The organism is Williamsia soli (assembly GCF_017377795.1).
Lineage (GTDB): Bacteria > Actinomycetota > Actinomycetes > Mycobacteriales > Mycobacteriaceae > Williamsia > Williamsia soli.
Window position 1 is genome coordinate 378,062 of sequence record NZ_JAFRDR010000005.1, and the last position, 22,070, is coordinate 400,131.

General features: G+C 64.3%; 26 protein-coding genes. 16 read left to right on the top strand and 10 right to left on the bottom strand.

Annotated elements, in window-relative coordinates; genetic code table 11:
- Nucleotides 1-11 precede the first annotated feature (11 nt).
- The 4 genes from J3S28_RS16165 to J3S28_RS16180 all read left to right on the top strand — a co-directional run bounded on the left by J3S28_RS16165 (nucleotide 12) and on the right by J3S28_RS16180 (nucleotide 3,782).
- Nucleotides 12-950 (top strand): serine/threonine dehydratase, encoded by a 939-nt coding sequence (locus J3S28_RS16165; RefSeq protein WP_207841733.1) that lies wholly within the window; start codon nucleotides 12-14, stop codon nucleotides 948-950.
- A gap of 91 nt (nucleotides 951-1,041) precedes the next feature.
- Nucleotides 1,042-2,448 carry a hypothetical protein gene (locus tag J3S28_RS16170; protein WP_307797185.1) on the top strand — a complete coding sequence of 469 codons (1,407 nt, stop codon included), beginning with the start codon at nucleotides 1,042-1,044 and terminating at the stop codon, nucleotides 2,446-2,448.
- Nucleotides 2,449-2,469: 21 nt separating this feature from the next.
- Nucleotides 2,470-2,988, top strand: a complete 519-nt coding sequence (locus tag J3S28_RS16175) for an SRPBCC family protein (RefSeq protein ID WP_237341633.1) — start codon at nucleotides 2,470-2,472, stop codon at nucleotides 2,986-2,988.
- A 56-nt stretch (nucleotides 2,989-3,044) separates the two neighbouring features.
- The gene (locus tag J3S28_RS16180; protein WP_307797188.1) at nucleotides 3,045-3,782 is read left to right on the top strand and encodes a hypothetical protein; all 738 of its coding nucleotides are present in this window, start codon (nucleotides 3,045-3,047) and stop codon (nucleotides 3,780-3,782) included.
- 6 nt (nucleotides 3,783-3,788) lie between these two features.
- Here J3S28_RS16180 and J3S28_RS16185 read toward each other — a convergent pair whose 3' ends face one another.
- Entirely contained in the window at nucleotides 3,789-4,502 is a 714-nt protein-coding gene (locus J3S28_RS16185; RefSeq protein WP_207841734.1) for a FadR/GntR family transcriptional regulator, read from the bottom strand.
- Nucleotides 4,503-4,627: 125 nt separating this feature from the next.
- Between J3S28_RS16185 and J3S28_RS16190 the strand changes: the two genes are divergently transcribed.
- Together J3S28_RS16190 and J3S28_RS16195 are read left to right on the top strand one after the other, a co-directional pair.
- Nucleotides 4,628-5,128, top strand: a complete 501-nt coding sequence (locus tag J3S28_RS16190) for a gluconokinase (RefSeq protein ID WP_207841735.1) — start codon at nucleotides 4,628-4,630, stop codon at nucleotides 5,126-5,128.
- On the top strand, nucleotides 5,128-6,525 hold the full coding sequence (locus tag J3S28_RS16195; RefSeq protein ID WP_084891026.1) for a GntP family permease: 1,398 nt from the start codon (nucleotides 5,128-5,130) through the stop codon (nucleotides 6,523-6,525). Before J3S28_RS16190 ends, J3S28_RS16195 begins: the two co-directional genes overlap by 1 nt.
- Nucleotides 6,526-6,546: 21 nt before the next feature.
- Here the strand turns inward: J3S28_RS16195 and J3S28_RS16200 are convergent, their stop codons facing one another.
- Nucleotides 6,547-7,512: an SMP-30/gluconolactonase/LRE family protein gene (locus tag J3S28_RS16200; RefSeq protein WP_237341634.1), complete on the bottom strand. Its 966-nt coding sequence runs from the start codon at nucleotides 7,510-7,512 to the stop codon at nucleotides 6,547-6,549.
- Between the two features lie 133 nt (nucleotides 7,513-7,645).
- On the opposite strand from J3S28_RS16200, the gene J3S28_RS16205 reads away from it, so the two are divergent.
- The 5 genes from J3S28_RS16205 to crcB all read left to right on the top strand — a co-directional run bounded on the left by J3S28_RS16205 (nucleotide 7,646) and on the right by crcB (nucleotide 11,154).
- Nucleotides 7,646-8,086: a Fur family transcriptional regulator gene (locus tag J3S28_RS16205; protein ID WP_207841736.1), complete on the top strand. Its 441-nt coding sequence runs from the start codon at nucleotides 7,646-7,648 to the stop codon at nucleotides 8,084-8,086.
- 82 nt (nucleotides 8,087-8,168) lie between these two features.
- Nucleotides 8,169-9,623 (top strand): catalase, encoded by a 1,455-nt coding sequence (locus tag J3S28_RS16210; protein WP_207841737.1) that lies wholly within the window; start codon nucleotides 8,169-8,171, stop codon nucleotides 9,621-9,623.
- Nucleotides 9,624-9,678: 55 nt separating this feature from the next.
- Complete coding sequence (locus J3S28_RS16215; RefSeq protein ID WP_084891037.1) at nucleotides 9,679-10,152, top strand: Dps family protein; 474 nt, start codon at nucleotides 9,679-9,681, stop codon at nucleotides 10,150-10,152.
- Nucleotides 10,153-10,309: 157 nt separating this feature from the next.
- Nucleotides 10,310-10,792 (top strand): fluoride efflux transporter FluC, encoded by a 483-nt coding sequence (locus J3S28_RS16220; RefSeq protein ID WP_207841738.1) that lies wholly within the window; start codon nucleotides 10,310-10,312, stop codon nucleotides 10,790-10,792.
- Nucleotides 10,789-11,154 (top strand): fluoride efflux transporter CrcB, encoded by a 366-nt coding sequence (gene crcB, locus J3S28_RS16225; protein WP_207841739.1) that lies wholly within the window; start codon nucleotides 10,789-10,791, stop codon nucleotides 11,152-11,154. Before J3S28_RS16220 ends, crcB begins: the two co-directional genes overlap by 4 nt.
- A gap of 12 nt (nucleotides 11,155-11,166) precedes the next feature.
- Here crcB and J3S28_RS16230 read toward each other — a convergent pair whose 3' ends face one another.
- Genes J3S28_RS16230 through J3S28_RS16240 form a run of 3 tightly spaced genes read right to left on the bottom strand, consistent with a single transcriptional unit; the run spans nucleotide 11,167 to nucleotide 13,289 of the window.
- Entirely contained in the window at nucleotides 11,167-11,925 is a 759-nt protein-coding gene (locus J3S28_RS16230; protein ID WP_207841740.1) for an AIM24 family protein, read from the bottom strand.
- Nucleotides 11,926-11,934: 9 nt separating this feature from the next.
- Complete coding sequence (locus tag J3S28_RS16235) at nucleotides 11,935-12,660, bottom strand: AIM24 family protein (RefSeq protein ID WP_207841834.1); 726 nt, start codon at nucleotides 12,658-12,660, stop codon at nucleotides 11,935-11,937.
- A gap of 5 nt (nucleotides 12,661-12,665) precedes the next feature.
- Nucleotides 12,666-13,289, bottom strand: a complete 624-nt coding sequence (locus J3S28_RS16240) for an AIM24 family protein (protein WP_207841741.1) — start codon at nucleotides 13,287-13,289, stop codon at nucleotides 12,666-12,668.
- A 260-nt stretch (nucleotides 13,290-13,549) separates the two neighbouring features.
- Here J3S28_RS16240 and J3S28_RS16245 point away from each other — a divergent pair, with 260 nt between their 5' ends.
- Complete coding sequence (locus J3S28_RS16245) at nucleotides 13,550-14,023, top strand: hypothetical protein (RefSeq protein ID WP_307797190.1); 474 nt, start codon at nucleotides 13,550-13,552, stop codon at nucleotides 14,021-14,023.
- Between the two features lie 7 nt (nucleotides 14,024-14,030).
- Here the strand turns inward: J3S28_RS16245 and J3S28_RS16250 are convergent, their stop codons facing one another.
- Nucleotides 14,031-14,987 carry a GlxA family transcriptional regulator gene (locus J3S28_RS16250; RefSeq protein WP_207841742.1) on the bottom strand — a complete coding sequence of 319 codons (957 nt, stop codon included), beginning with the start codon at nucleotides 14,985-14,987 and terminating at the stop codon, nucleotides 14,031-14,033.
- A gap of 82 nt (nucleotides 14,988-15,069) precedes the next feature.
- Between J3S28_RS16250 and J3S28_RS16255 the strand changes: the two genes are divergently transcribed.
- Entirely contained in the window at nucleotides 15,070-15,279 is a 210-nt protein-coding gene (locus J3S28_RS16255) for a hypothetical protein (protein ID WP_207841743.1), read from the top strand.
- On the opposite strand, the gene J3S28_RS16260 is transcribed toward J3S28_RS16255, so the two are convergent.
- Together J3S28_RS16260 and bfr are read right to left on the bottom strand one after the other, a co-directional pair.
- Nucleotides 15,257-15,922: a chymotrypsin family serine protease gene (locus tag J3S28_RS16260; protein WP_207841836.1), complete on the bottom strand. Its 666-nt coding sequence runs from the start codon at nucleotides 15,920-15,922 to the stop codon at nucleotides 15,257-15,259. The genes J3S28_RS16255 and J3S28_RS16260 overlap by 23 nt on opposite strands.
- A 155-nt stretch (nucleotides 15,923-16,077) precedes the next feature.
- The gene (gene bfr, locus J3S28_RS16265) at nucleotides 16,078-16,557 is read right to left on the bottom strand and encodes a bacterioferritin (RefSeq protein WP_207841744.1); all 480 of its coding nucleotides are present in this window, start codon (nucleotides 16,555-16,557) and stop codon (nucleotides 16,078-16,080) included.
- Between the two features lie 148 nt (nucleotides 16,558-16,705).
- Here bfr and J3S28_RS16270 point away from each other — a divergent pair, with 148 nt between their 5' ends.
- From J3S28_RS16270 to J3S28_RS16280, 3 genes are read left to right on the top strand one after another with little or no spacing between them, the layout of a single operon-like run.
- Nucleotides 16,706-17,323: a fatty-acid--CoA ligase gene (locus tag J3S28_RS16270; RefSeq protein ID WP_207841745.1), complete on the top strand. Its 618-nt coding sequence runs from the start codon at nucleotides 16,706-16,708 to the stop codon at nucleotides 17,321-17,323.
- A gap of 14 nt (nucleotides 17,324-17,337) precedes the next feature.
- Entirely contained in the window at nucleotides 17,338-17,517 is a 180-nt protein-coding gene (locus J3S28_RS16275; protein WP_084891053.1) for a (2Fe-2S)-binding protein, read from the top strand.
- Between the two features lie 49 nt (nucleotides 17,518-17,566).
- Entirely contained in the window at nucleotides 17,567-19,567 is a 2,001-nt protein-coding gene (locus tag J3S28_RS16280) for an SDR family oxidoreductase (RefSeq protein ID WP_207841746.1), read from the top strand.
- Nucleotides 19,568-19,589: 22 nt separating this feature from the next.
- Here the strand turns inward: J3S28_RS16280 and J3S28_RS16285 are convergent, their stop codons facing one another.
- Complete coding sequence (locus J3S28_RS16285; RefSeq protein WP_207841747.1) at nucleotides 19,590-20,792, bottom strand: lipid-transfer protein; 1,203 nt, start codon at nucleotides 20,790-20,792, stop codon at nucleotides 19,590-19,592.
- A gap of 40 nt (nucleotides 20,793-20,832) precedes the next feature.
- Complete coding sequence (locus tag J3S28_RS16290) at nucleotides 20,833-21,987, bottom strand: epoxide hydrolase family protein (protein WP_207841748.1); 1,155 nt, start codon at nucleotides 21,985-21,987, stop codon at nucleotides 20,833-20,835.
- Nucleotides 21,988-22,070 lie beyond the last annotated feature (83 nt).

Genomic DNA, 22,070 nt, shown 5'->3' on the forward strand with positions numbered 1-22,070 from the left:
CCGGTCGCGAGTTGCCTTCCATCTCGGTCGACGAGATCGTCGCCGCACGGGGCCGGATCAGTTCGCTGATTCGGCCCACGCCGGTCCTGCACGCCGAGGTCCCGACGCCGTCCGGACCGGTCCCCGTCGCCCTCAAGCTCGAGTACCTCCAGCTCGGTGGATCGTTCAAGATCCGCGGCAGTCTGAACGCGATCCTGCACGCTCAGGAAGGTGGCAGGCTCACCGACTCCGGTGTCGTCATCGCGTCGGGCGGCAACGCCGCCATCGGTGCCGCGATGGCCTGCAGGATGCTCGATCTGCGGTGCAGCGTCGTGGTGCCGACCACCGCTCCGGCGGTCAAGGTTGCACGCCTGAACGCTCTCGGCGCCGACGTCCACCAGATAGGTGACCGATACGCGCTCAGTGCCGAAGCAGCCGCGCTGATGGCGGAACAGACCGGGGCACTACAGCTTCACGCCTACGACCTCCCCGACATCGTCGCGGGAGCCGGCACCATCGGCCTCGAACTGCGCGAACAACTCGACGTCCCGCTGGATGTCTTCGTGGCCGTCGGGGGCGGAGGTCTGGTCGGCGGTCTGGTCGCTGCGCTGGCACCGGAACATGCGGTCACCGGAGTGGAGCCCGTCGGCGCCTCCGCGTTGCATCAGGCCTTGGCCGCCGGCAGGCCGGTGCCCGTCGAACTCGACAGCGTCGCCTCGGACTCTCTCGGGGCCACCCAACTGGGTGCACTCTGCTGGGACACCATCTCTGCCTTGCCGATCGGCAGTATCACCGTCACCGACGACGAATTGACCGCAGCACGGAACCTGCTGTGGGACGAGTTCCGCATCGTCGTCGAACACGGGACAGCAGCGGCGTTGGCACCGCTTCTGTCCGGTGCGGTGGAGCCGGAGCCCGGCCGGCTACCGTGCGTCATTCTCTGTGGCGCCAACACCTCTGTCACTCCCTGAAAACCGGCACATAGCAGCCCGCCGAGGGTAAATAGCCCTCGGTGGCACGATATTTGCCGGTTTTCAGGGTGCCTCGTGCTTTCATGTCTGGGTGAAATGGGTCCGGGGGATTGCGGCAGGTCTGGCACTGGTGGCGTTGGTGGCGCCGGCGAATCCGGCTTCGGCCGCACCTGTCGGCCCCGATGTGGGCCCGGCCGGGACCTCGCTGATCCACGGTGACCTGGCGTCCACCGATTCGACGCCGCACCCCGGACCGGGGCCGGCGGGGAAGCTCACCGCGTCGTCGTTTCCCGCAGGTGCCTGTGCGGCGACGTTCATAGGCAGCGACTCGCTGCCGGTCGCGTTGTGTACCGGCTACGTCGGCGTCAACCCGGTCAATGTCGCGGTCCCCACCGTCCAACTCTTCGACCCGGCGACCGCCCAGCCGATCGCGTCGCTCCAGCTGGCCAAAGGCGGACTGCTCGGTGGGGTGTACGGCTACCTCGACAATCGCAACCGCGTGGTGGTCGCCGATGGGTCGGGCTCGATCCTGAAGGTTGCTCACCGTAAGAATCCCGACGGCCGCTGGCAGCTTCACGTCGACCAGCGCATCGACGTCCGTGGGCACATCCCGACCGGTGATGCGATCACCGGTCTCGCTCCGGACTACCAGGGCCGCATCTGGTTCGCGACGACGAACGGTGTGATCGGCACCGTCGACCCGGCCGGTGTCATCGGCTCGACGCCGCTACCGGCAGGCGAGAAACTGACCAATGGCCTGAGCATCAGGCCGGGTGGCGCCTCGATTCTGACGAGCCGCGCACTGTACGAGATGACAGCCGACGCGACCGGTACGCCCACGACCGTGTGGCGGCACGTGTACGACGCGGGCGATTCCCGGCGGCCGGGCCAGCTGGCTCCCGGATCTGGCACGACGCCAACCTATTTCGGTCCCGGGGGAGACGACTGGGTCGCCATCGTGGACAACGCGGACCGGCCGAACCTCATCGTCTACCGCAGCAGCGATGGCTCGCGGGTCTGCTCGACCCCGGCTTTCGGCACCTCCGGGCAGGGCACCGAGAATTCACCGATGGCGTGGGGCAATTCGATCGTCATCCCGAGCACCTACGGGTTCGGATACCCGCCGTTCGCGACGTCGGGCCCGAGTGATCCGCCGGCTGCGGCCTTTACCGGCGGGATGACCCGCATCGACGTCTCGGAGGCCGGGTGCCACCGGGTCTGGGAGAGCAACGATCGGGTGGCGACCCTGCCCAAGCTGTCCCGCGCCGACGGCTTGATCTACGCCCTCGCCTACGGTCCGCTGCCCGCCGGCGGAGGTATTCAGCAGGTCGGACCGGTCTACTTCACGGCCGTCGACTTCGAGACCGGTCACCGCAAGGCGTTCACGCAGGTCGGTACCGCGCCGCTGGACGAGCCACTGCAGCTCACCGGCACCATTGGTGCCAGTGGAGCGCTCTGGCAGGCCACCGTCGGGCGGATGCTGAAAATATCTCCGTGAGGATGCCGCTACCGTGCAGTCATGGCCATGGCACCGAGAAGAATGCAGACATCGGACAGTATCGACATCGCCGCCTCCGCGCAGGCGCTGTACTCGATGATCAGTGATCCGACCCGGATGGGGGAATGGAGTCCCGAGAACCTCGGCGCAACCGTCGTCAATCCAAAGCCCGACGGTGAGGCCTTCGTCGGGATGGTGTTCGAGGGCACGAACCGCCGAGGGCGGGCACGGTGGGTTACCCGGTGCACGGTGACCGCCGCCGACAGCGCGGAGAGGTTTGCCTTCCGCGTCCACGCGATCGGACGCAAGGCGCCGAAGCTCAAAGGAGCCAACGCTTCCTGGGAGTACCGGTTCGAGGCAAATGATTCCGGCGGCACCACGGTGACGGAAACCTGGTTCGATGACCGACGCCGGTGGCCTCGCGCGGTCGTCGAGATCTTCGATCGCGTCGTCACATCGGGGACAACCTTCCCCGAGTTCCAGGAAAAGAACATCGCGCGGACCTTGCAGGCCCTGAAGTCGGCTGCCGAAGCGTCCTGACGGCGGTGCGCACCGGCTGGGTGGGGTCCGAACGGACCTAGTGCAACAATCGGGGTGTGACGCAGGACCCAGAAGAGCAGCCGACCGATCCGCAGTCCGACCGCCCGAACCTCGAGAAGCCGAGCGCCAGGTCCCCGGACTCGTTCCATGTGCCGCCGGATCTGTCTGGAATGCCGACACTCGCCGAGCTCGACGCCCTGGACATGGCCGAGCTGGCCGCCGGGCGGAAGTCGAAGGACAAAGACCACGCCAACTTCGACGAGCCGGCCCCGCCACCTGCGTCCCTGCATCACGCGTGGCTGCTATGGATCGGTGCCGCCGTCGCGGCGCTGGTCAGCGTCGTCTACGGGTTCGCCAATCTGGGCGCGATCAGCGATCTGCTGAACGAGCGTCTGCAGGTCGGTGTCGCACAGGATCCCAACAATGCGGCTCCCGCCAATCGTATCGATTCCCTGTCCGGACTCTTCCCGCCGGCCTTGTTGATCACGACGCTCGTCATGCTCGCGATCCAGTACCCGCTGCTCGTCGCGACGTCGCGGCGCCGTAGCCGCGGCGCGCGCAACTTCTACGTCACGATGGTCGTCGTGACGCTGCTGTGCATCCCGATGGGGATGGACCTGCTCTTCGACTACCCATCGGTCCCTGGTGCCCTGCGGATCGTCGGGTGGATCCAGTTCGCATTGCTCTTGTTGTCGGCACTGTTCACGCTGCGTCGCAGTGTCGACCGTTGGCTGCCGCCGTCTGAACGGATGAAACCCAGTCACCTGATCAGGCCGGGTAACCGCTTCAAGTAGTGGTTCTCAGCCGGAGTGGGTCGGATCCTGTACGGCGGCAGCGGCTTCGACGATGATTTCCCGCATCGCGAGTTCGGCTGCTTCGGCATCTCGGAGTCTGATCGCCCGTGCCACATCGTCGTGCAGCGCGATCGCTGCCGGGTTGGGACGCGTCGGCATCATGCCGTGATGGGTCCGTCCGGTGAGCACCTCGCCCACCACCTCACTGAGTGCGCGGAACATCTCGTTGCCGCTCGCCTCGAGCAAGGTGCGGTGGAATATCTTGTCGGCCAACAGGTACTGGGTGAGGTCGCCGGAACGTCCATGTACGACCATGTCCGAGACCGCCGCCGCGAGAATGCGGCACTGATGTTCGTCGGCACGCTCCGCCGCCAAGGCGGCTGCAACGGGTTCGAATCCGCGACGTAGTTCCGAGAGGGTCAGCAAGAAGTCGGTACGTTCGCCGGCGTCGAGTCGCCAGCGGATGAGCCGTGGATCGAAGACGTTCCAGCGGTCTCGTGGTTGAACGGTGATGCCCACGCGTCGACGTGAGGCGACCAGCCCCATGGATTCGAGAACGCGGATGGCCTCTCGGGCGACCGTGCGCGAGACCCCGTACTCGACGCCGACGCTGTCGAGGGTCAACACCGCACCGGCCGCGTGATCACCGGACACGATCCTGGTCCCGATTCCGGTCAGAACACTGCCGTGGAGTTCGCCGACAGTCACATCTGAAGCCACGACATTTATCTTCTCATTCTGATGCGCTACGAGTAAACAACTGCCTTATCGAAGTCAGGGGTTGCAAAAGTATGATCTTTGAAGCAGTATGTGTGACCGGTAGCACAGATGGGCAAGGAGAAGCTATGGGATCGCCACTGGTCGTGATGGGTGTGTCCGGTTCGGGTAAGTCGACGGTCGGTGCGGCAATCGCCCAGCGCCTTCGGGTCCCGTTCGCGGATGCGGACGACTTTCACCCAGCCGAGAACATCGCCAAGATGTCATCTGGTCAGGCGCTCGACGACACCGATCGATATCCCTGGCTGGACACGATCGGTGAATGGCTCGCCACTCACTCCCGGGGCGGCGTCATGAGCTGCTCTGCCCTCAAGCGCAAATATCGAGATCAACTGCGGGCCCACTGTCCCGAAGTCCGCTTCGTGCACCTGGATGGCACCCATGACGTCATCACCAGGCGGCAGGCCAGCAGGCCCGGGCACTTCATGCCACCGTCGCTGCTCGCGTCGCAGTTCGAGACCCTCGAAGCGCTCGGCGAGGACGAGCGCGGCGTGGTCATCGACATCGATCAATCCATCGACGACATCGTCGAGAGTTTCGTCGCCACAACCACAACCGAGGAGAACTGATGTCCGCACAATCGGTGGTCTTGCTGGCCGCCGACACCGAACTACCGGAGCCCGTCGCGGCCGGCTGGCAGCTGATCGTCGCCGCCCTTGCGGGTATCGCGGTGATCGTCGTCCTCATCACGATCGCAAAAGTCCACCCCTTCCTGGCGCTGGTCTTCGGCGGTCTGACGGTGGGTGTGGTTGCCGGGGAGGCAATCCCGACTGTCCTCGAATCGTTCACCGACGGCTTCGGATCCACGGCAGCGGGTGTCGGAATCCTGATCGCCTTGGGCGCGATGTTCGCCAAATTGCTCGCTGACTCCGGCGGCGCTGACGAGATCGTCGACACCATCGTCGGCCACGCCTCACCACGTATGTTGCCGTGGGCGATGGCCCTGGTCGGCGCCATCATCGGTTTGCCGATGTTCTTCGAGATCGGCCTCGTTCTGCTGATGCCGGTCATCTACCTGGTGGCCCGCCGCTCGGGTCTGTCGCTGATCACGGTCGGCATCCCTGCCCTTGCCGGCCTTTCTGCCATGCATGGCTTCGTGCCACCACATCCGGGGCCGCTGGTGGCGATCGACGCGCTCGGTGCTGACCTGGGCACCACACTCGCACTCGGTGTCGTGGTGGCGGTCCCGACGATCATCGTCGCCGGACCCCTCTTCGGGAAACTCGCAGGCAAATGGGTCGTACTTCCGGTGCCGACCACTTTCGATGCCGACCCCGCCGATGGCGAGACCACCAAGCGGCCGTCCTTCGCGATCACGCTCTTCAGCGTTCTGCTCCCGGTCGTGCTGATGCTGGGCAAGGCCATTGCCGAGATCTTCATCGAGAACGACGACCAGATCGTGCGCCAGATCCTCGACGTCTTGGGTACGCCTGTCATCGCCCTCCTGATCGCGGTGGTGGTTGCAATGTTCACGCTTGGCCGTGGGTCAGGGATGGACCGCGACACCATCGCGAAGTGCACCGGTGCGGCCCTCCCGGCCATCGCCGGGATCTTGCTCATCGTTGCTGCCGGTGGTGGCTTCAAGCAGGTGCTGGTCGACAGCGGGATCGGGACGCTCCTGGCCGACTGGGCGAGTGACGCGAACGTGTCGGTACTGCTACTCGGCTGGGTTCTCGCGGCACTCATCCGGCTCGCGACAGGCTCGGCGACGATTGCGACGATCACCGCCTCCTCGCTGATGCTCGGTTTGATCGACGGTCTCAGCAGCGGTGAGATCTCTCTGCTGGTGCTGGCGATCGGAGCCGGCTCGGTGTTCTTCTCCCACGTTAACGACGCCGGCTTCTGGCTGGTGAAGGAGTACTTCGGTATGAGCGTCGGACAGACGATCAAGACCTGGTCGATCATGGAGACGGTGTTGTCCGTGAGCGGTCTGATCGTGGTGCTGCTGCTCGGGTTGGTGATCTAGCCGGGGATGTGGCGCCCGGTGTCAGGGCGCCGCGGTCCGGGCATTCGGGTCGAAACCGCCGGGGATCTCGTAGATGTCTCCGTCGAACCCGGCGCGGAACAACCGGCCGTCCGAGAACCCTGTGCCGCCGCGGCCGTAGGTGACCACACTCGAACCCTGGAGACCGGACGCCAAGGCGCAGAACTGATTCGGTCCGGTGACCCGCAGGATCTCGCCGCTGATGTCGGTGGGCACGATCGGACGGTTGCGGGAATCGAGCGTCAAACCGTCGGCGGCAGCTATGACGTCGCCGCCACCGAAGGTCACCAGCGACTGGGGCGCTCCGGGATTTCGCAACGGGATGCGACTCACGCCGGGATTGACGAAGGTGCGGGATACGTAGAGGTAGGAATCGTCATTGCCGAGGACTGCACCGTTGGCACTGGGTAGCCTCGCCCAATCCGCCTGCACTGCGCCGTTCGGGAACACGCGGCCTATGAGGGATCCGAAATCGTTGGTGGCGTAGGTGACCCCGTTCGCAGCCACCGCCAGACCGTTCGCGGCGCTGAGCCCGCCGACGAACGGGGTGAGACGGCCGGTGGTCGGATTGAACTTGGCGATCGATGCCGCGCGTATCGCATCGCCGACCAGGACGCGAGGATCCGCGCCGTAACCGACCAACAGCGTGCCGTCCGGAGTCCAGGCCAGGGCGCCGCCTCCGTTGCCGCCGGGGACGGTCGCGACCGGTATCGCCCTGGCTCCCGGGCGGTCGACCCGGTAGAGACGGCCGGTGACGATGTCGGTCGTGTAGAGCCTGCCGGCCGGATCGACGGTCACACCTTCGAGGGCGGCCCCGGGGATGCGCGCGACGAGAACGGGGGCCTGCCCGGCACCGGGGCAGATGCCCGCGGCACTCGCCGCCGGGATGCTGACCAAGGACACGGTGACCGCGACCAGCGCACTGACCATCGCGAGACGGAGAACCGATCGCACGGATGACTTCGACATGGTTGCCTCCAGGCTGAGCTGAGAGTCCAAGACTATGTGAGGGCGGTCACCGACGACCTGCCTGTCGGTTTTGTCGCGATTTCCCCGGGTCTCTTTTCTGGACTGATTCCAGAAAAGAGGGTATGTTCGTGTCATGGCTTCGGAACCTGAACATCACGACGTGCGGCAACAGCTGCGCGCGGTGGGACTTCGGGTGACAGCACCGAGGCTGGCCGTGCTCGATGTGCTGGAACTCCACCCGCACTCGACGGCTGACTTCGTGGCTGCCCGGGTTCGTGGTCAGCTGGGTGGCGTGTCCACCCAGACCGTCTACGACGTTCTGCGGGTGTGCTCAGAGCATGGCCTGCTGCGACGGATCGAACCCGCCGGTTCGCCGGTCCGGTACGAGAACCGAACTGGCGACAATCACCACCACCTGGTGTGTCGCAACTGTGGCGACATCAGGGATGTCGACTGCGCGAAGGGGGCGGCTCCCTGCCTCGCGCCCGACACCGACCACGGTTTCATCATCGACGAGGCGGAAGTGACCTACTGGGGACTGTGCTCGGTCTGCCACGCGGCTGCCCCGCACTGACAACAGTTTTCACGCTTTTCCGGTCGAAGTATCTTCTCGTCCGACGAACACCCTTCGTCGCACTCGAAACAGGAGGCAAGCAATGACCCCGAAAACCACCACCAACTCCGGGATCCCCGTTGTGAGCGACAACGAGTCGCTGACCGCCGGTACCCAGGGTCCGATTCTGCTGCACGATCACTACCTGATCGAGAAGCTCGCGCAATTCAACCGCGAGCGGGTGCCGGAGCGAGTCGTCCACGCCAAAGGCGGTGGCGCGTACGGCGAACTGACGATCACCGGCGACGTGTCGAAGTACACGAAGGCCAAATTCCTCCAGCCAGGAAAGACCACGGAGTCGCTGGTGCGGTTCTCGACGGTCGCCGGCGAGCAGGGCAGCCCCGACACCTGGCGCGATCCCCGCGGCTTCTCGATGAAGTTCTACACCGAGGACGGCAACTACGACCTCGTCGGGAACAACACACCGATCTTCTTCATCAAGGACCCGATCAAGTTTCCCGACTTCATTCGGAGCCAAAAGCGGCTTCCCGGTCCAGGTTTGCGTGACCACAACATGCAGTGGGACTTCTGGACCCTGCGTCCGGAGACGGCGCATCAGGTGACCTGGCTGATGGGGGATCGCGGTATCCCCAGGAGCTGGCGACACATGGACGGGTTCGGCTCGCACACGTACCAGTGGGTGAACGAATCGGGAGAACGATTCTGGGTGAAGTACCACTTCAAGACAGACCAGGGCATCGAGTTCCTCACCCAGGCCAAGGCCGACGAACTGGCAGGCACCGATCCGGACTACCACCGGCAAGATCTCTACGAGGCAATCGAGCGGGGTGAGTTCCCCACCTGGACCCTGAAGATCCAGGTCATGCCCGTCGACGAGGCAGAAGGGTACCGGTTCAATCCCTTTGATCTGACCAAGGTCTGGTCGCAGCAGGACTATCCGCTGATCGAGGTCGGCAAGTGGACGCTGAACCGCAATCCGGCGAACTTCTTCTCCGACATCGAGCTCGCCGCCTTCGAGCCATCGAACGTGGTACCCGGCATCGGGTTCTCCCCGGACAAGATGCTGCTCGGTCGTGTCTTCAGTTACGCGGATGCGCATCGCTACCGGATCGGCGCCAACTACTCGCACCTGCCGGTGAACTCGGCCAAAGCGGCGGTCGTCAACACCTATTCCAAGGAAGGTGCGATGGCGTACAACTTCAGCGCACCTGACGTGCCGGTGTATGCGCCGAACTCCTTCGGCGGACCGCATGCGGACCCGACCGCAGCGGGCGACGAAGGTCTGTGGGAGTTCGACGGGCAGGCGGTGCGCGCCGGTTACATCTATCATCCTGAAGACGGCGATTTCACTCAGGCCGGCACCCTGTATCGCGAGGTACTCGACGATGATGCGCGAGAACGGCTGGTGGGCAACATAGTCGGACACGTGCTGGGTGGCGTCACCGAGCCGGTCCTTTCCCGGGTCTTCCAGTACTGGAGCAATGTCGACCCGGAACTGGGCAAGAAGGTCGAAGAAGGTGTACGCGCCGGGGCATGAATCGTGCCGTCGCAGCGTTGAAAACACCAGCAGCACAGCAAGGAGAGGATTTCTCATGACAAACCCCATCACCAGCACATTGAACAAGGACCAGCAGGGTGTCGCCGGAAAGGCATTGCAGGACACCGTTGTCGACTTGATCGACCTGTCTCTCATCGCCAAACAGGCGCATTGGAACGTGGTCGGCCAGCAGTTCCGGTCGGTCCACCTCGAGCTCGACGAGCTCGTCACCGCGGCGCGTGACTTCACCGACGCCGCAGCCGAGCGGGCCACCGCGATCGGTGTGAGCCCCGACGGCCGCTCCGAAACTGTCGCAAAGACCGCAGGCACCAAGGGTTTCGGTGCAGGCTGGACAAAAGACGTCGACGTGGTGACGGCTATTGTCGCCAACATCAAGACCGTGGTCGACGGACTGCGCCAGCGCATCGAGGCGACGGAGAAGGCCGACCCTGTCACACAGGATCTGTTGATCTCGATCGCGGCGCGTCTGGAGCAGCTGCACTGGATGTGGCAGGCACAGGTCGCATGACCTGACCTCGAAAGACCGACAGGCGTCATCCCCCCGTGACGCCTGTTGTCGAGAGCCCCCGGCGGCCCAGCCCAAAGGCCGCCGGGGGCTCTCGTGTATCCGCGTGTGGTTTGCGGAGTCGCATGCACGGTGAGGCTCGTCGACGTACATTCTTGTCGTGGTAAATCCGCAGGACTCACACCCCGAGTTGCCCTTGGACCCCGACATCGGGTCCACGCGGCCCCTGCATCTGCGCCCGGGTGCACTGGCGTGGATCTTCGCCGGAGGCGTCATCGGTACCGGCGCTCGGTACCTGCTGGAGAAGGCCTACCCCTTTCACGCTCCCGAGTGGCCGTGGGCGACTTTCGTGATCAACCTGATCGGGGCATTCATCCTGGGAGTCGGTCTGGAGGGACTGGCCCGACTCGGAGACGACACCGGATGGCGCCGGCGAGCCCGCTTGCTGTTCGGGACCGGGTTCTGCGGCACGTTCACGACCTACAGTGCGTTTGCGCTGGAGACGTCGTTGATCCTGCGTGAAGGAGATGCGGCGACTGCGGCGGGCTACACCATCGCAACAGTGGTCGCAGGCGCGCTGCTGGCCTGGGCGGGCATCGCGGTGGCCGCCGCGGTCCATTCGCGAGCGACGGTACAGCGGTGATCGTCTGGGTGGCGCTGGCGGGCGCGTTCGGTGCAGTCGTGCGGTTCGTCATCGATTCCGAGTGCAAGCGGCGCCTGCCCTCGCCGTTCCCGTGGGGCACCGCGCTCATCAATGTCACCGGATCCCTGCTCATCGGCCTCATCGCGGGGATCGTCATCTTCCACGCAGGCGCATCAGAGTTACAGGCCATCATCGGGACCGGATTCTGCGGCGGTTACACCACTTTCAGCACGGCCAGCGTCGAGACGGTACGTCTGATCCAGCAGGGTCGCCGAGGCATGGCCGTGGGTTATGCCGCCGGATCCCTGGTGATCTCTGTGGCCGCCTGCGCCGCAGGCCTGGCGCTCGTCTACGCCGTGTGAGCGACGACTGCGTCAGTACGCCTGTTGCTGACCGAGCTGTTGCTGAATCCGTTGGTTGAGACGCTGCAGGCCCATCGTCGACAACCCTGGGATCTGACTCTCCAACGTGCGCACCAGGTTGTGGTCGTTGATGACCTTCTCGCTCGATTGAATCAAGACCGTGCCCGAGCCGGTGAAGTCGAATTGTTGTTCCTCACCACTCGCGGCCCCCATCATCGCGGCGCCGGCCGCCATGAAGCCGGTGATCCAGCTCTGGTCGAAGTGGTGGCTGGGTGAGGGGCAATCTGCCCATCCGACAAGGGCTTCGGGATCGACGCGCAGCGGGGGTTCGGCGAACATGACCGGTCCGTTGGACGAGGCGAGGAACTTGCCGGTGCCGATGAGCGTCAGGTAGCCGGGCACGATCGACTGATTGAGCTGCAGCCCTGGTTCGAAGGCGAGGAGATTGGCGGCCCGCACCGTCAGGTTGCCGTCCTCGAGGTCGTAAGAGTTGATGTCGTAGCCACGGTCGCCGATGATCAGAGTGCCCTGACCCTGGGCGATGATGTAGTCGCCCATGTACAACGGGGCGCTGATCGTGCCGGCCAGCTGCTGCATCATTGCTGTCTGCATACCCTGGATCAGCGCCTGGAACTGCATCTGCCCGTAGTACGCGATCATCGCGCCCTTCGACATGATCCAGGGCTTGGTCAGCTGCATGTAGTAGGCGTAGGTGTTGCCGGGGATGTTGTCGTCGCCCTGCAACATGGACGGATTCAAGATGTCGCTCATGGCTTTTCCCTACAGCTTCTCTTCGGAGGCTTGCACGAATACGGTTCCCTGGCCTTGGCATTGCAGCTGCATCGCCTCGCCGGCGCCGCGGCCGACTGCGTCACGCCAGCCTGCCGTCGACTTCAACTGGGTTTGCACATTGCCGAACGTGCCGACGAATGCCTGCGGATCGACGATCACCGGGTATTGGCCACCGACCTGGATCTCGAGTACTTCTCCGTGCGCGAGGAGCACCACCGAACCCGTGCCCTGCAGTTGGGTGGTGAACATGCCGTCACCGGTCAAGGCGCCGGTGGCCGCGCCCCGCAAGGCTCCCATCAGACCGCCACCGCGCCCTCCGCCGCCTCCACCGCCCTGGGACGTCATTGAGACGATCGATGCTTGCAACCCTGCGGTGTACCCGAGTGTGCGTGAGGCGTCGGCGGTGACCGTGCCACCCTGGGGCATGTCGATGACATGTACTGCGAGACCGGCGAATCCGTAATGGACCTCGCCGTTGCCCTGCGCCATCATGGTGGCCTCGTGCTCGCCGCGCATCATGCGCCCGGCCATGCCGGCAATCGCGCCCATGCCGCCCATCCCCGGCATACCGCCGCCCCCGGCGCCCGGGATCTGATGGGGTGAGAAATGGACCTGTCCGGTGTAGAAGAGCATCGCGCCCTTGCGTGCCACCACACCACCGGCATGTCCGACGTTGACCTTCACGACCTTCGAGTTGATCTTCTGGAATACCATGCCACTCACCGTTCCGCGGGTTGGATCGACACGACGCCCTGGCCCTGCCAGCGCAGGGAGAATGCCTCGCCACCGTCCTGGCCGATCATCGAACGCCAGCTGACGTCGGTCACGAATGATTGCTGCAGTTGGCCTTTGGCGGAAACGAACGCGTCCGGATCCACGACGAGGGGCAGATTGGGATTGACCTCGAGGTGGATCAGCGGTCCACCGGCCGACAGGAGGGCGACCTGTCCGGTTCCGGTCACGGTGGTGGTGAAAAGGCCTTGCCCGCTGGACATCCCGCCCAGTCCGGCAAACTGGACATTTGTCTGTAGATTGCCTGCCATCGCGAGCAGCTGCCGCGATTCGACCTGGATAGTCTCGTTGTTCAGCTGCAACACGGTGGTGTACTGCGCCTGGATGGCCAGGTGCACGATCCCGTTTCCGGTGCACTCCATCAGTTTCAGTGACTCGCCGGTGGCCTTCTGTTTCAGGCCGGCCACCAGGCCTGATCCGCCACCGAATCCGGCCGACTTGAACTCGACCTGCCCCTGGTAGGAGACCATCGAACCGCTGACCGCCTTGATCGAGGAGTTGTTGAGCCGCGCCTCCACGATGCGCTTGGTCAATCCTAGTAACTCGGCCATCTCACCGATTTCCCTCCAGAGGTCATCCCTGCATCTGCGATACCGGAGTTATCGTAGGCACCCCGGCCCCCGGTGAACAGCGCAATAGACAGTTCAAATGACCGTGCGAGACGCAGGTCGGAGCGGAGCTCGACCATTTCTGGGGAGACGAAGCGGAGCGGAGCTCGACCAATTCTGGGGAGACGAAGCGGAGCGGAGCTCGACCAATTCTGGGGAGACGAAGCGGAGCGGAGCTCGACCAATTCTGTAACGTGTGTCAGGTGGATGACGTTGCGTGGGGTGCGACCGGTGTAGGGATCTTCGTCGTGGCATCGGTGATCGGCGTCGGATTGTACGTCTGGTACCGCCAGCAGGAGACGGTCCGGCTCGACCGCGACATCGATCTGGCAGGAAAGTTGCGGGCGGTTGCGGCTGACGATCCGGTGCGCGGTGCGGCTGTCGACGAGTTCGAGACCGCCATCTACGAGCGCCTGTTCTACGTCTCTACGGTCGGGCCCCGGGCCAGGGGTGCGGCGTGGGCCCTGCTGGGGGCCGTTCTCGGTGCGTTCGGATCGCTCTGGGTGGCTGACGGTTCCGCGATTGTCCAGAAGTCCGTCCACTACGGTTTCGCCGCGCTGGCAATCGGTTTCGCCCTGACGTTCCTGGTGTTCCTGGCGCTGACGATCTACGCGGCCACCAGCTTGCCGAGGATCTCGTTCGAGGACTCCTACCAGGCCGGAGCTGACGCCGACTGATCTGGCCTCAACTGGCCGCGGTACCGAACCGGGTGCGGAAGGCGGTCGGTGTGATGCCGACGATGGCCGCGAAGTGGTGGCGCAGTAGTGTCGCCGAACTGAAGCCGACCTGGCGGGCGACCTCTTCGATCCCGAGATCGGTGGTCTCGAGCAGACTTTGGGCGGCGAGTACTCGTTGCTCAGTGAGCCAGCGGAGGGGACTGGTGCCCACCTCGTCCGCGAACCGGCGGGCAAACGTTCTGGAGGACATGTGGGCTCGGGTCGCCAGGTCGGCGATGGCGATGTCTGCGCTCAGGTTCTGCAGCATCCAGCCGAGCACCTCGCCGAAGCCGTCGGTGTCACACACGGGGACGGGCGCTTTGACGAATTGTCGTTGGCCGCCCTCGCGCTGCGGGGGTACCACCATCCGGCGGGCGATCTTGTTCGCGATGGTGGGTCCGTGTTCTTTCCGGACCAGGTGCAGGCTGGCATCGATACCTGCGGCAGTGCCTGCGCTGGTGATGATGTTGTCCTCTTCCACATAGAGGACGTCGGTGTTGACCTGCACATGCGGGAACAGCTCGGACATCTCCTTGCCGTACCGCCAGTGGGTGCTGGCCGATAGGCCGTCGAGCAGGCCGGCCGCGGCGACCACGAACGACCCCGTGCACACCGACAGGATGTACGCGCCTCGCGCATCCGCGGCCCGCAGGACGTCGAGGACCTGTTCGTTGAAGTCGGCGCGCACCTGGCCGGCGGGGATGGCAATGAGGTCGGCGTCAGCGCACGCGTCGAGTCCGTACTGGGGGATCACCTGGGCCCCGGTGGTGAAGTTCAGCGGCGTGCCCGGATTGACGGCGCAGACCCGGAGATCGAAGCGTGGTACTCCTTCGTCGGTCCTGTCGACGCCGAACACTTCGCAGATGACGCCGTACTCGAAGGCGGCGACCGGTTCTTGCAGGATGACGGCGACGGAGCGGAGCATGCAGCCAGTATGGCGGAAAATTTGTGAAGACTGTCAAAATGGCCAGTGGTGGCGAGAAATGTTCGGACGCATAGTTTCGGACATGGAATTTTTATACATCTTGGTCCCAGCATTCATCGGCGTCTTCATGGTGTTCAAGGAGAACGCAAAGAAAACCGCCCACCTGCCGCGAGCTCCCTTCGGCGCCGACGCGGAGTACGGGCTCGAGGAGTGGCGGAGGTGGGCGGAAATCGAAGAACTGGACCGTCAGTGGAAGGCCGGAGTGCAGGTCAGACGACCCGGAAATCCGTGACGCCGTGCCGCTTCATGTCGTCGAGGATCGGCTTGATGTTCGTGCCGGTCTCCGGTCCGATGCAGCCGATGAAGTAGTAGGCGTTGACCATCCCGATGAGCTTGTCGCCGACCACGACCGGACTGCCCGAGTCGCCTTCGACGACGCAGATCTGGCTGTAGTGTGCGAAACCGTCGGAGAACCAGGTGATGCCGCAGGTGTTGGCGGTGGTGCGCCCTTCTTTGCAGCTGATCTCGGGGAACTGCGGTGCCTGCGTACGGAGGCTGCGGATCGTGACCCCGCCGATCTTCTGGACCGGGTTAACCTTGTTCGCGTCGAATCGGATGATCGCGTAGTCGAGGTCGCTGTTCTTGTAGGTGACCTCACCGACGGGGCCTGCATTCTGGGCAGACTCTGCGAAGACCTTGGTGCCGGCGTTGCCGCAGTGCCCGGCGGTCAATCCGACGAGGGCGTTGTTCTGGTCGCGACCGATCGCCGTGAGGGTGCACGCGGAGGCTTCTCCGTTGCGGTCCGGTAGGAGAATTCCGGATCCACCGCCGAGGTTGACCTTCGCGGGCGCGGCCGATGCGGTGGACACCCCCAGGGCTGTCAGTGCCAGTACAGCGCACAGAACTGCAAAGAAGGTGCCGGTCTTTTTGATCATCAATTCCTCACGGTGGAACTCGGGTGTCGACATGAGGAACCTACCAGGCAGAGGGCGCGCATCAGTCATCGTCGGAGCCGCACGCAGCAGCTCCGACGATGACCTCCCGACCTAGTGGTCGGTCGGTTTTTTGTGTGCTGGGAACACTTTTCAGTTCAGGACGGCGGACGACTCACGCACTGGGCGAGGTACAGGTTTTCACCCAGGGTCGTCATCAGCTGGAGCTGCGTTTGCAGGTAGTCGACGTGCTCTTCCTCGTCGGCCAAGATCTTCTCGAGCAAGTTGGCGCTCGTGGTGTCCTGCTTCTCACGACACATGACGATGCCGGGTTTGAGGCGGGCGACCACATCGATCTCGATCTGCAGATCACTTTCGAACTGCTCGCCGAGAGTTTGCCCGACCTTCAGCGAGAACAACCGCTGATAGTTGGGCAGTCCGTCGAGGAGCAGTATCCGATCGGTGATCGCCTCCGCGTGGTTCATCTCCTCGAAAGACTCCGCGCGGGTGTGCGCCGCGACTTCGGTGAAGCCCCAGCTGTCCTGCATCTTGGAGTGCAGGAAGTACTGGTTGATCGCCGTCAATTCACTGGTCAACTGCTCATTGAGCAATTTGAGAACTTCCGGATCGCCTTGCATGGTTTCTCCTCACGTCAACGACACCTGACGTCTCTCATCGGGAGGGCTGTTCCTGATGGGGCTGTGGACATCACGTGTGAAATCAATTTATCTCGGTACGATGCAGTTCGGGTGACATCCATCGCCACCGACGAGCAGGGATTGAAAATTGTCCGAGCATTCGCGCATCCTGGCCTCTGACTTCTCGCTGCCCAGCGGCGAGGGAATCGTCGAGCGGCTGTCCGAGAACAACGACTCGCTGGCTCGCCTCGGCGCGCGTCATCTGGTGGTCTACCGCGGCCTGGACGATCCTCGGCGGGTGTTCGCGACCCTCGGGTTGCATGATCGCGGCTCGATAGAGAAGCTGGTTCGTAATCCGGCGGTGTTCGATTGGTTCGACGCGGCGGGTGTGGACGAGATTCCCCCGCTGTTCGCCGGTGAGGTGGTGGAGAAGATCGACCTGGCCTCGGCAGAGTCCGATCACTCGGGCATCCTCGTCGCCGCGATCGCTCCGGTGGAGAGCGTGCCCGCCCTACTCGGCGCGGTGCGGAAGAGTCTGCGGAGGTTCATCTCCGCCGGCGTTCGCAGGGTCTGGATCTACCAGGCTCTCGACGACCGCCAGGAAGTGATGATCTTGCAAGAACTCGACACCGAAGAAAGTGCGGTTGCGTGGGTGGAGCATCCCGACGCCGCCGCCGAGTGGATGTCGGGGGCTGGTGTCGGGGTGTATCCGCCGTTGTTCGTAGGAAAGCTACAGCGGATCATGGACCTGCAGCCGCAGACCTAGTCCGGGACCGCCTCATGTACGTCTGCCTGTGTCAAGGAGTCACCAGCCACGTGGTCGAACAGTCGGTGGCCGATGGCGCACGGACCTCCAAAGAGGTGGCCATCGCGTGTGGTGCCGGCGCGGATTGCGGTCGCTGCCGCAAGACGGTTCGGGCGATCATCGAGGCCCACTTCGCGAACAGTCCGGCCGGGTGACGGCGACCAGGGATGACGTGGCGGCCGCGCCACACTAGTGTCAGCGGGTATGGCATATTTTGTGACGGGGGCCACAGGTTTCATCGGCAGAAATCTGCTCGGCGAACTGCTGAACAATCGCGACGGCGAGATCTTCGTACTGGTGCGCAGAGGCTCGCGCCGCAAGATCGAACGACTCATCCGGCAGTGGGATACCGACAGGGTCACCCCGGTCGTCGGAGACCTGCAGGCCGACAACCTCGGAGTCGACACGGCGTGGATCGCCGACCATCGCGGCGACATCGACCACTTCTTCCACCTCGCGGCGATCTACGACATGACCGCGTCCGACGAGGCCAACGAGATGCTGAACGTCGGGGGCACGCGGGCGGCGCTCTCTCTCGCCGAGGCACTCGACGCCGGGTGCTTCCATCAGGTCTCCTCCGTCGCCGCAGCAGGTGAGTTCCGCGGCCGGTTCGACGAGTCGATGTTCGACGAGGGCCAGGAACTGCTGTCGGCGTACCACCGAACCAAGTTCGAATCCGAACGCATCGTCCGTGACGAGGCCACTGTCCCCTGGCGCGTCTACCGGCCGGCGATCGTCCTCGGACACTCGGAAACCGGTGCGATGGACAAGATCGACGGGCCGTACTACTTCTTCCCGTTGTTCAAGCGGATGCGTGACGCGCTGCCGGGCGCCCTACCGCTACTGGGTGTCGACCTCGGAAACACCAACGTGGTCCCGGTCGATTATGTCGCGCGGGCGATGGACCACCTGGCACATCTGCCGGGCCGAGACGGTGAAGCCTTCCACCTGGTGAACCCGAAGCCGCAGAACACCGTCGGGATGGTCAACACATTTGCCGCAGCCGCAGGCGCACCCAAATTCGCGGTACCCGTCGACCGGTCCGTGACCGACCTGGTGCCGACGTATCTCCTGCCCCGCGCGCTGCAACCGAGCTCCTTGCTCGGCACCGTCGTGCGGTCGGGCCCGGCGCAGTTCGCGCTCCGGCAGACTGTCGGGCGGCTTGGGATTCCACCCGAAGTCCTTGCCCACGTGTCGTTCCCGGGAACCTTCTCCTCCTATGCGACGGAAGAGGCGTTGGCGGGCTCGGGCATCTCTGTGCCTGAACTGGACACGTATGCGGCCAACCTGTGGACCTACTGGGAACAGTTCCTCGACGACTCGATCAAATCCGATCGCAGTGTCGTGAAGGAGCTGTCGGGCAAAACGGTGGTGATCACCGGTGCCTCGTCCGGAATCGGCCTGGTGACGGCCGTCAAGGTCGCGAAAGCCGGTGGTATCCCGATCCTGGTGGCACGCGGACTCGACAAACTCGAGGCGACCAAGGATCTGATCGAGGGTCAGGGCGGCACCGCCTACGCATACGGCTGCGACCTGTCGGACCTCGACGCGATCGACGCGCTGACCAAGCAACTCGGCGACGACTTCGACCACATCGACTTCATCGTCAACAATGCCGGCCGCTCGATTCGCCGGTCGCTGAAGCTGTCGGAAGACCGGTTCCACGATTTCGAACGGACCATGCAGCTCAACTACTTCGGCGCGATCCGGCTCGTGATCGGTCTACTGCCGACGATGCGTGCACAGGGCGGTGGCCACATCGTCAACGTCTCATCCATCGGGGTGCAGACCAATCCGCCACGGTTCAGTGCTTACGTGGCGTCGAAGGCGGCGCTGGACTCGTGGTCGAACGTGGTGTCGTCGGAGTTGGTCGGCGACGGGATCTCCTTCACCGGGATCCACATGCCACTGGTGCGGACACCGATGATCGCCCCCACCAAGCTCTACGACAGATTCCCGACCATCAGTCCGGGCCAGGCCGCCGACAAGGTGATCACGGCGCTGGTCGACCGACCGCACGAGATCAACACGGCCCTGGGTAATCTCGGGTCCGTAGCGCATACAGTGACGCCCAAGCTGGCGTTTCGGATCCTGCATTTGGCCTATCAGGTGTTCCCGGACTCCGCCGCTGCGCGCGGCGATCAGGGCCGCAGCGAGTCCGAGCAGATCCTGCTCGCTCGCGTCCTCAAGGGCGTGCACTGGTAGGTCGGAGCCGGTCGCGGGCCACTCAGCGATCGGCGGGACGGTAGGCGGTCACCACCACGGCACCGCCGAGCCCGATGTTGTGTTGTAGCGCGACTTTCGCGCCGTCGACTTGACGTTTGTCGGCGGTGCCGCGGAGTTGCCACGTCAATTCGCTCGCCTGTGCCAGGCCGGTGGCTCCGAGGGGATGGCCTTTCGAGATCAGACCACCGGACGGGTTCACGACCCAGCTGCCCCCGTAGGTCGTCTCCCCGCCGTCGATCAGCTTTCCACCGTCGCCCTCACCGCACAGGCCCAGCGCCTCGTAGGTGAGCAGCTCGTTCACGGAGAAACAGTCGTGCAGCTCGATGACGTCGACATCGGTCGGCTCGATCTCCGCCTGCTCATACACCTTTCGGGCTGCATGACGGGTCATGTCGGCGCCGACAATGGTGATCGCGCTCTTGTCGGTGAAGGTGGTCTCGAGGTCGGTGACCATGGCCTGTCCGACGATCTCGACGGCCTGCGCAGCCAGACCGTGCTCGTCGACAAAACGCTCGCTCGCGAGGACCACCGCGCCGGAGCCGTCGGAGGTCGGTGAGCACTGGAGCCTGGTCAGCTCGATCGGCTCGTAGATCATCTTCGCGGCCTTGATCTCGTCGAGCGAGTACTCGTCCTGGAACTGGGCGTACGGGTTGTTGATCGAGTGCCGATGGTTCTTCTCTCCGATCTTGGCGAAGTGCTCCGCGGTGGTCCCGTAACGCCGCATGTGTTCGAGGCCTGCAGCACCGAACATCCACGGTGCAGCCGGGAATGCGAACTCGAACAATTCCGACTCCGCGGCGATGTGGCGCATCAGTGGCTGTTCCCGGTCTTGCGCGCCGCCGGCCAACGAGCCCGGTTGCATCTTCTCGAATCCCAACGCCAGCACACAATCTGCCAGTCCGCCGCGAATCGATCGGGCCGCGAGGTACAGCGCCGTCGAACCGGTGGAACAGTTGTTGTTGACGTTCGTGATCGGGATACCCGTCATGCCCAGCTCGTAGACGGCACGTTGACCACAGGTCGAATCGCCGTAGACGTACCCGACGTGCGCCTCGTCGATCTGGTCGAAGGTGATCCCGGCATCCTCCAGCGCTCGGGTGCCCGATTCCTTGGCCATGGCCGGATAGTCCCAGCCCTCCCTGCGACCAGGCTTCTCGAACTTGGTCATCCCGACACCGATCACAAAGACACGATTTCCGCTCATCGTGTCAGCGTCCCACATACGGAACGGCGGGACGTGCGGATCAGCGGTAGGGGCGAAAGAACTCCCTCAGTTCCTGTGCGTACAGCTCGGGCTCTTCGAACGGCGCGAAATGCCCGCCCCGCGCCGGTTCGCTGACGCGCGCGACGTTCGCGGTGCGATCGAGCCAGTCCCGCGGCGGCAGGACAACGTCTCCGGGGAAGAGCGAGAAGCCGGACGGCACCTGCACCCGCCGAGCGTGTTGCTCGGACGGGATCGCGCCGTTGGCCCGGTACATCCGCATCGATGACCCGATCGTCTCGGTGAGCCAGTAGATCGTGATGTTCGTGAGGATTTCGTCTTTGGTGAAGGCGCGTTCGACGTCACCGGCGCAGTCACTCCAGGACCGCATCTTCTCGACGATCCAGGCCGCCAGGCCCGCAGGGGAGTCGGTGAGCCCGACGGCCGCGGTCTGCGGTTTGGTGCGGTGGATGGCGGCGTAGGCGCCCTCGGATTGTCCCCACGCCACCGCGCCGTCGACCCAGTTCTGTTCGGAGGGGGTGAGGTCCGTTGGTGCACCCGGATACAGGGGGAGCCCGGCGTCGGTGCGGTGGACCGCGACAACCCGTTCTGGATTGTCGAGAGCGAGATAGCGACTCACGTGGCTGCCGATGTCGCCTCCTGCGGCACCGAACCGTTCGTAGCCGAGGACCCCCATGAGTTCGGCGAAAAGTCCGGCGACAGCGACGGAGTCGATCGGAGCCCCCGGGCGATCGGAGTAACCAAAGCCTGGGACGTCGGGCACCACGACATCGAAGGCATCGGCGGGGTCAGCGCCGTGGGCGCCCGGATCGGTGAGCAGTGGAACGACTTTCGAGTACCGCCAGAAGGAGTCCGGCCAGCCGTGGCTCAGTATCAGCGGCAGAGCGGCTGTGTCGGACTTCGCCCGCGCATGGACGAAGTGGATCCCGAGTCCGCGGATCGGCACACGAAAACGGGGGAGCGCGTTCAGCGCAGCTTCCTGGGTCGGCCAGTCGAATTCCTCGATCCAATAATCGACCAGTTCCCGGAGGTAGTCGACGTCGGTGCCGAGCGCCCATCCCGCGTCCTCGGGAGCATCGGGCCACCGCGTTGCTCGCAGGCGCCCCCGGAGATCCTCGAGCGCGGCGGGGGTGGCCTGCGGTCGGAACGGTTCGGGCTGGGTCGATGTGTCCGCCATGGTGTTTGATCTTACGCAAAACCCACAAACCCACCCGTTTCAGTCAAACGCTCCAGCTGAAAACCGGAGCGTTTGACTGAAAC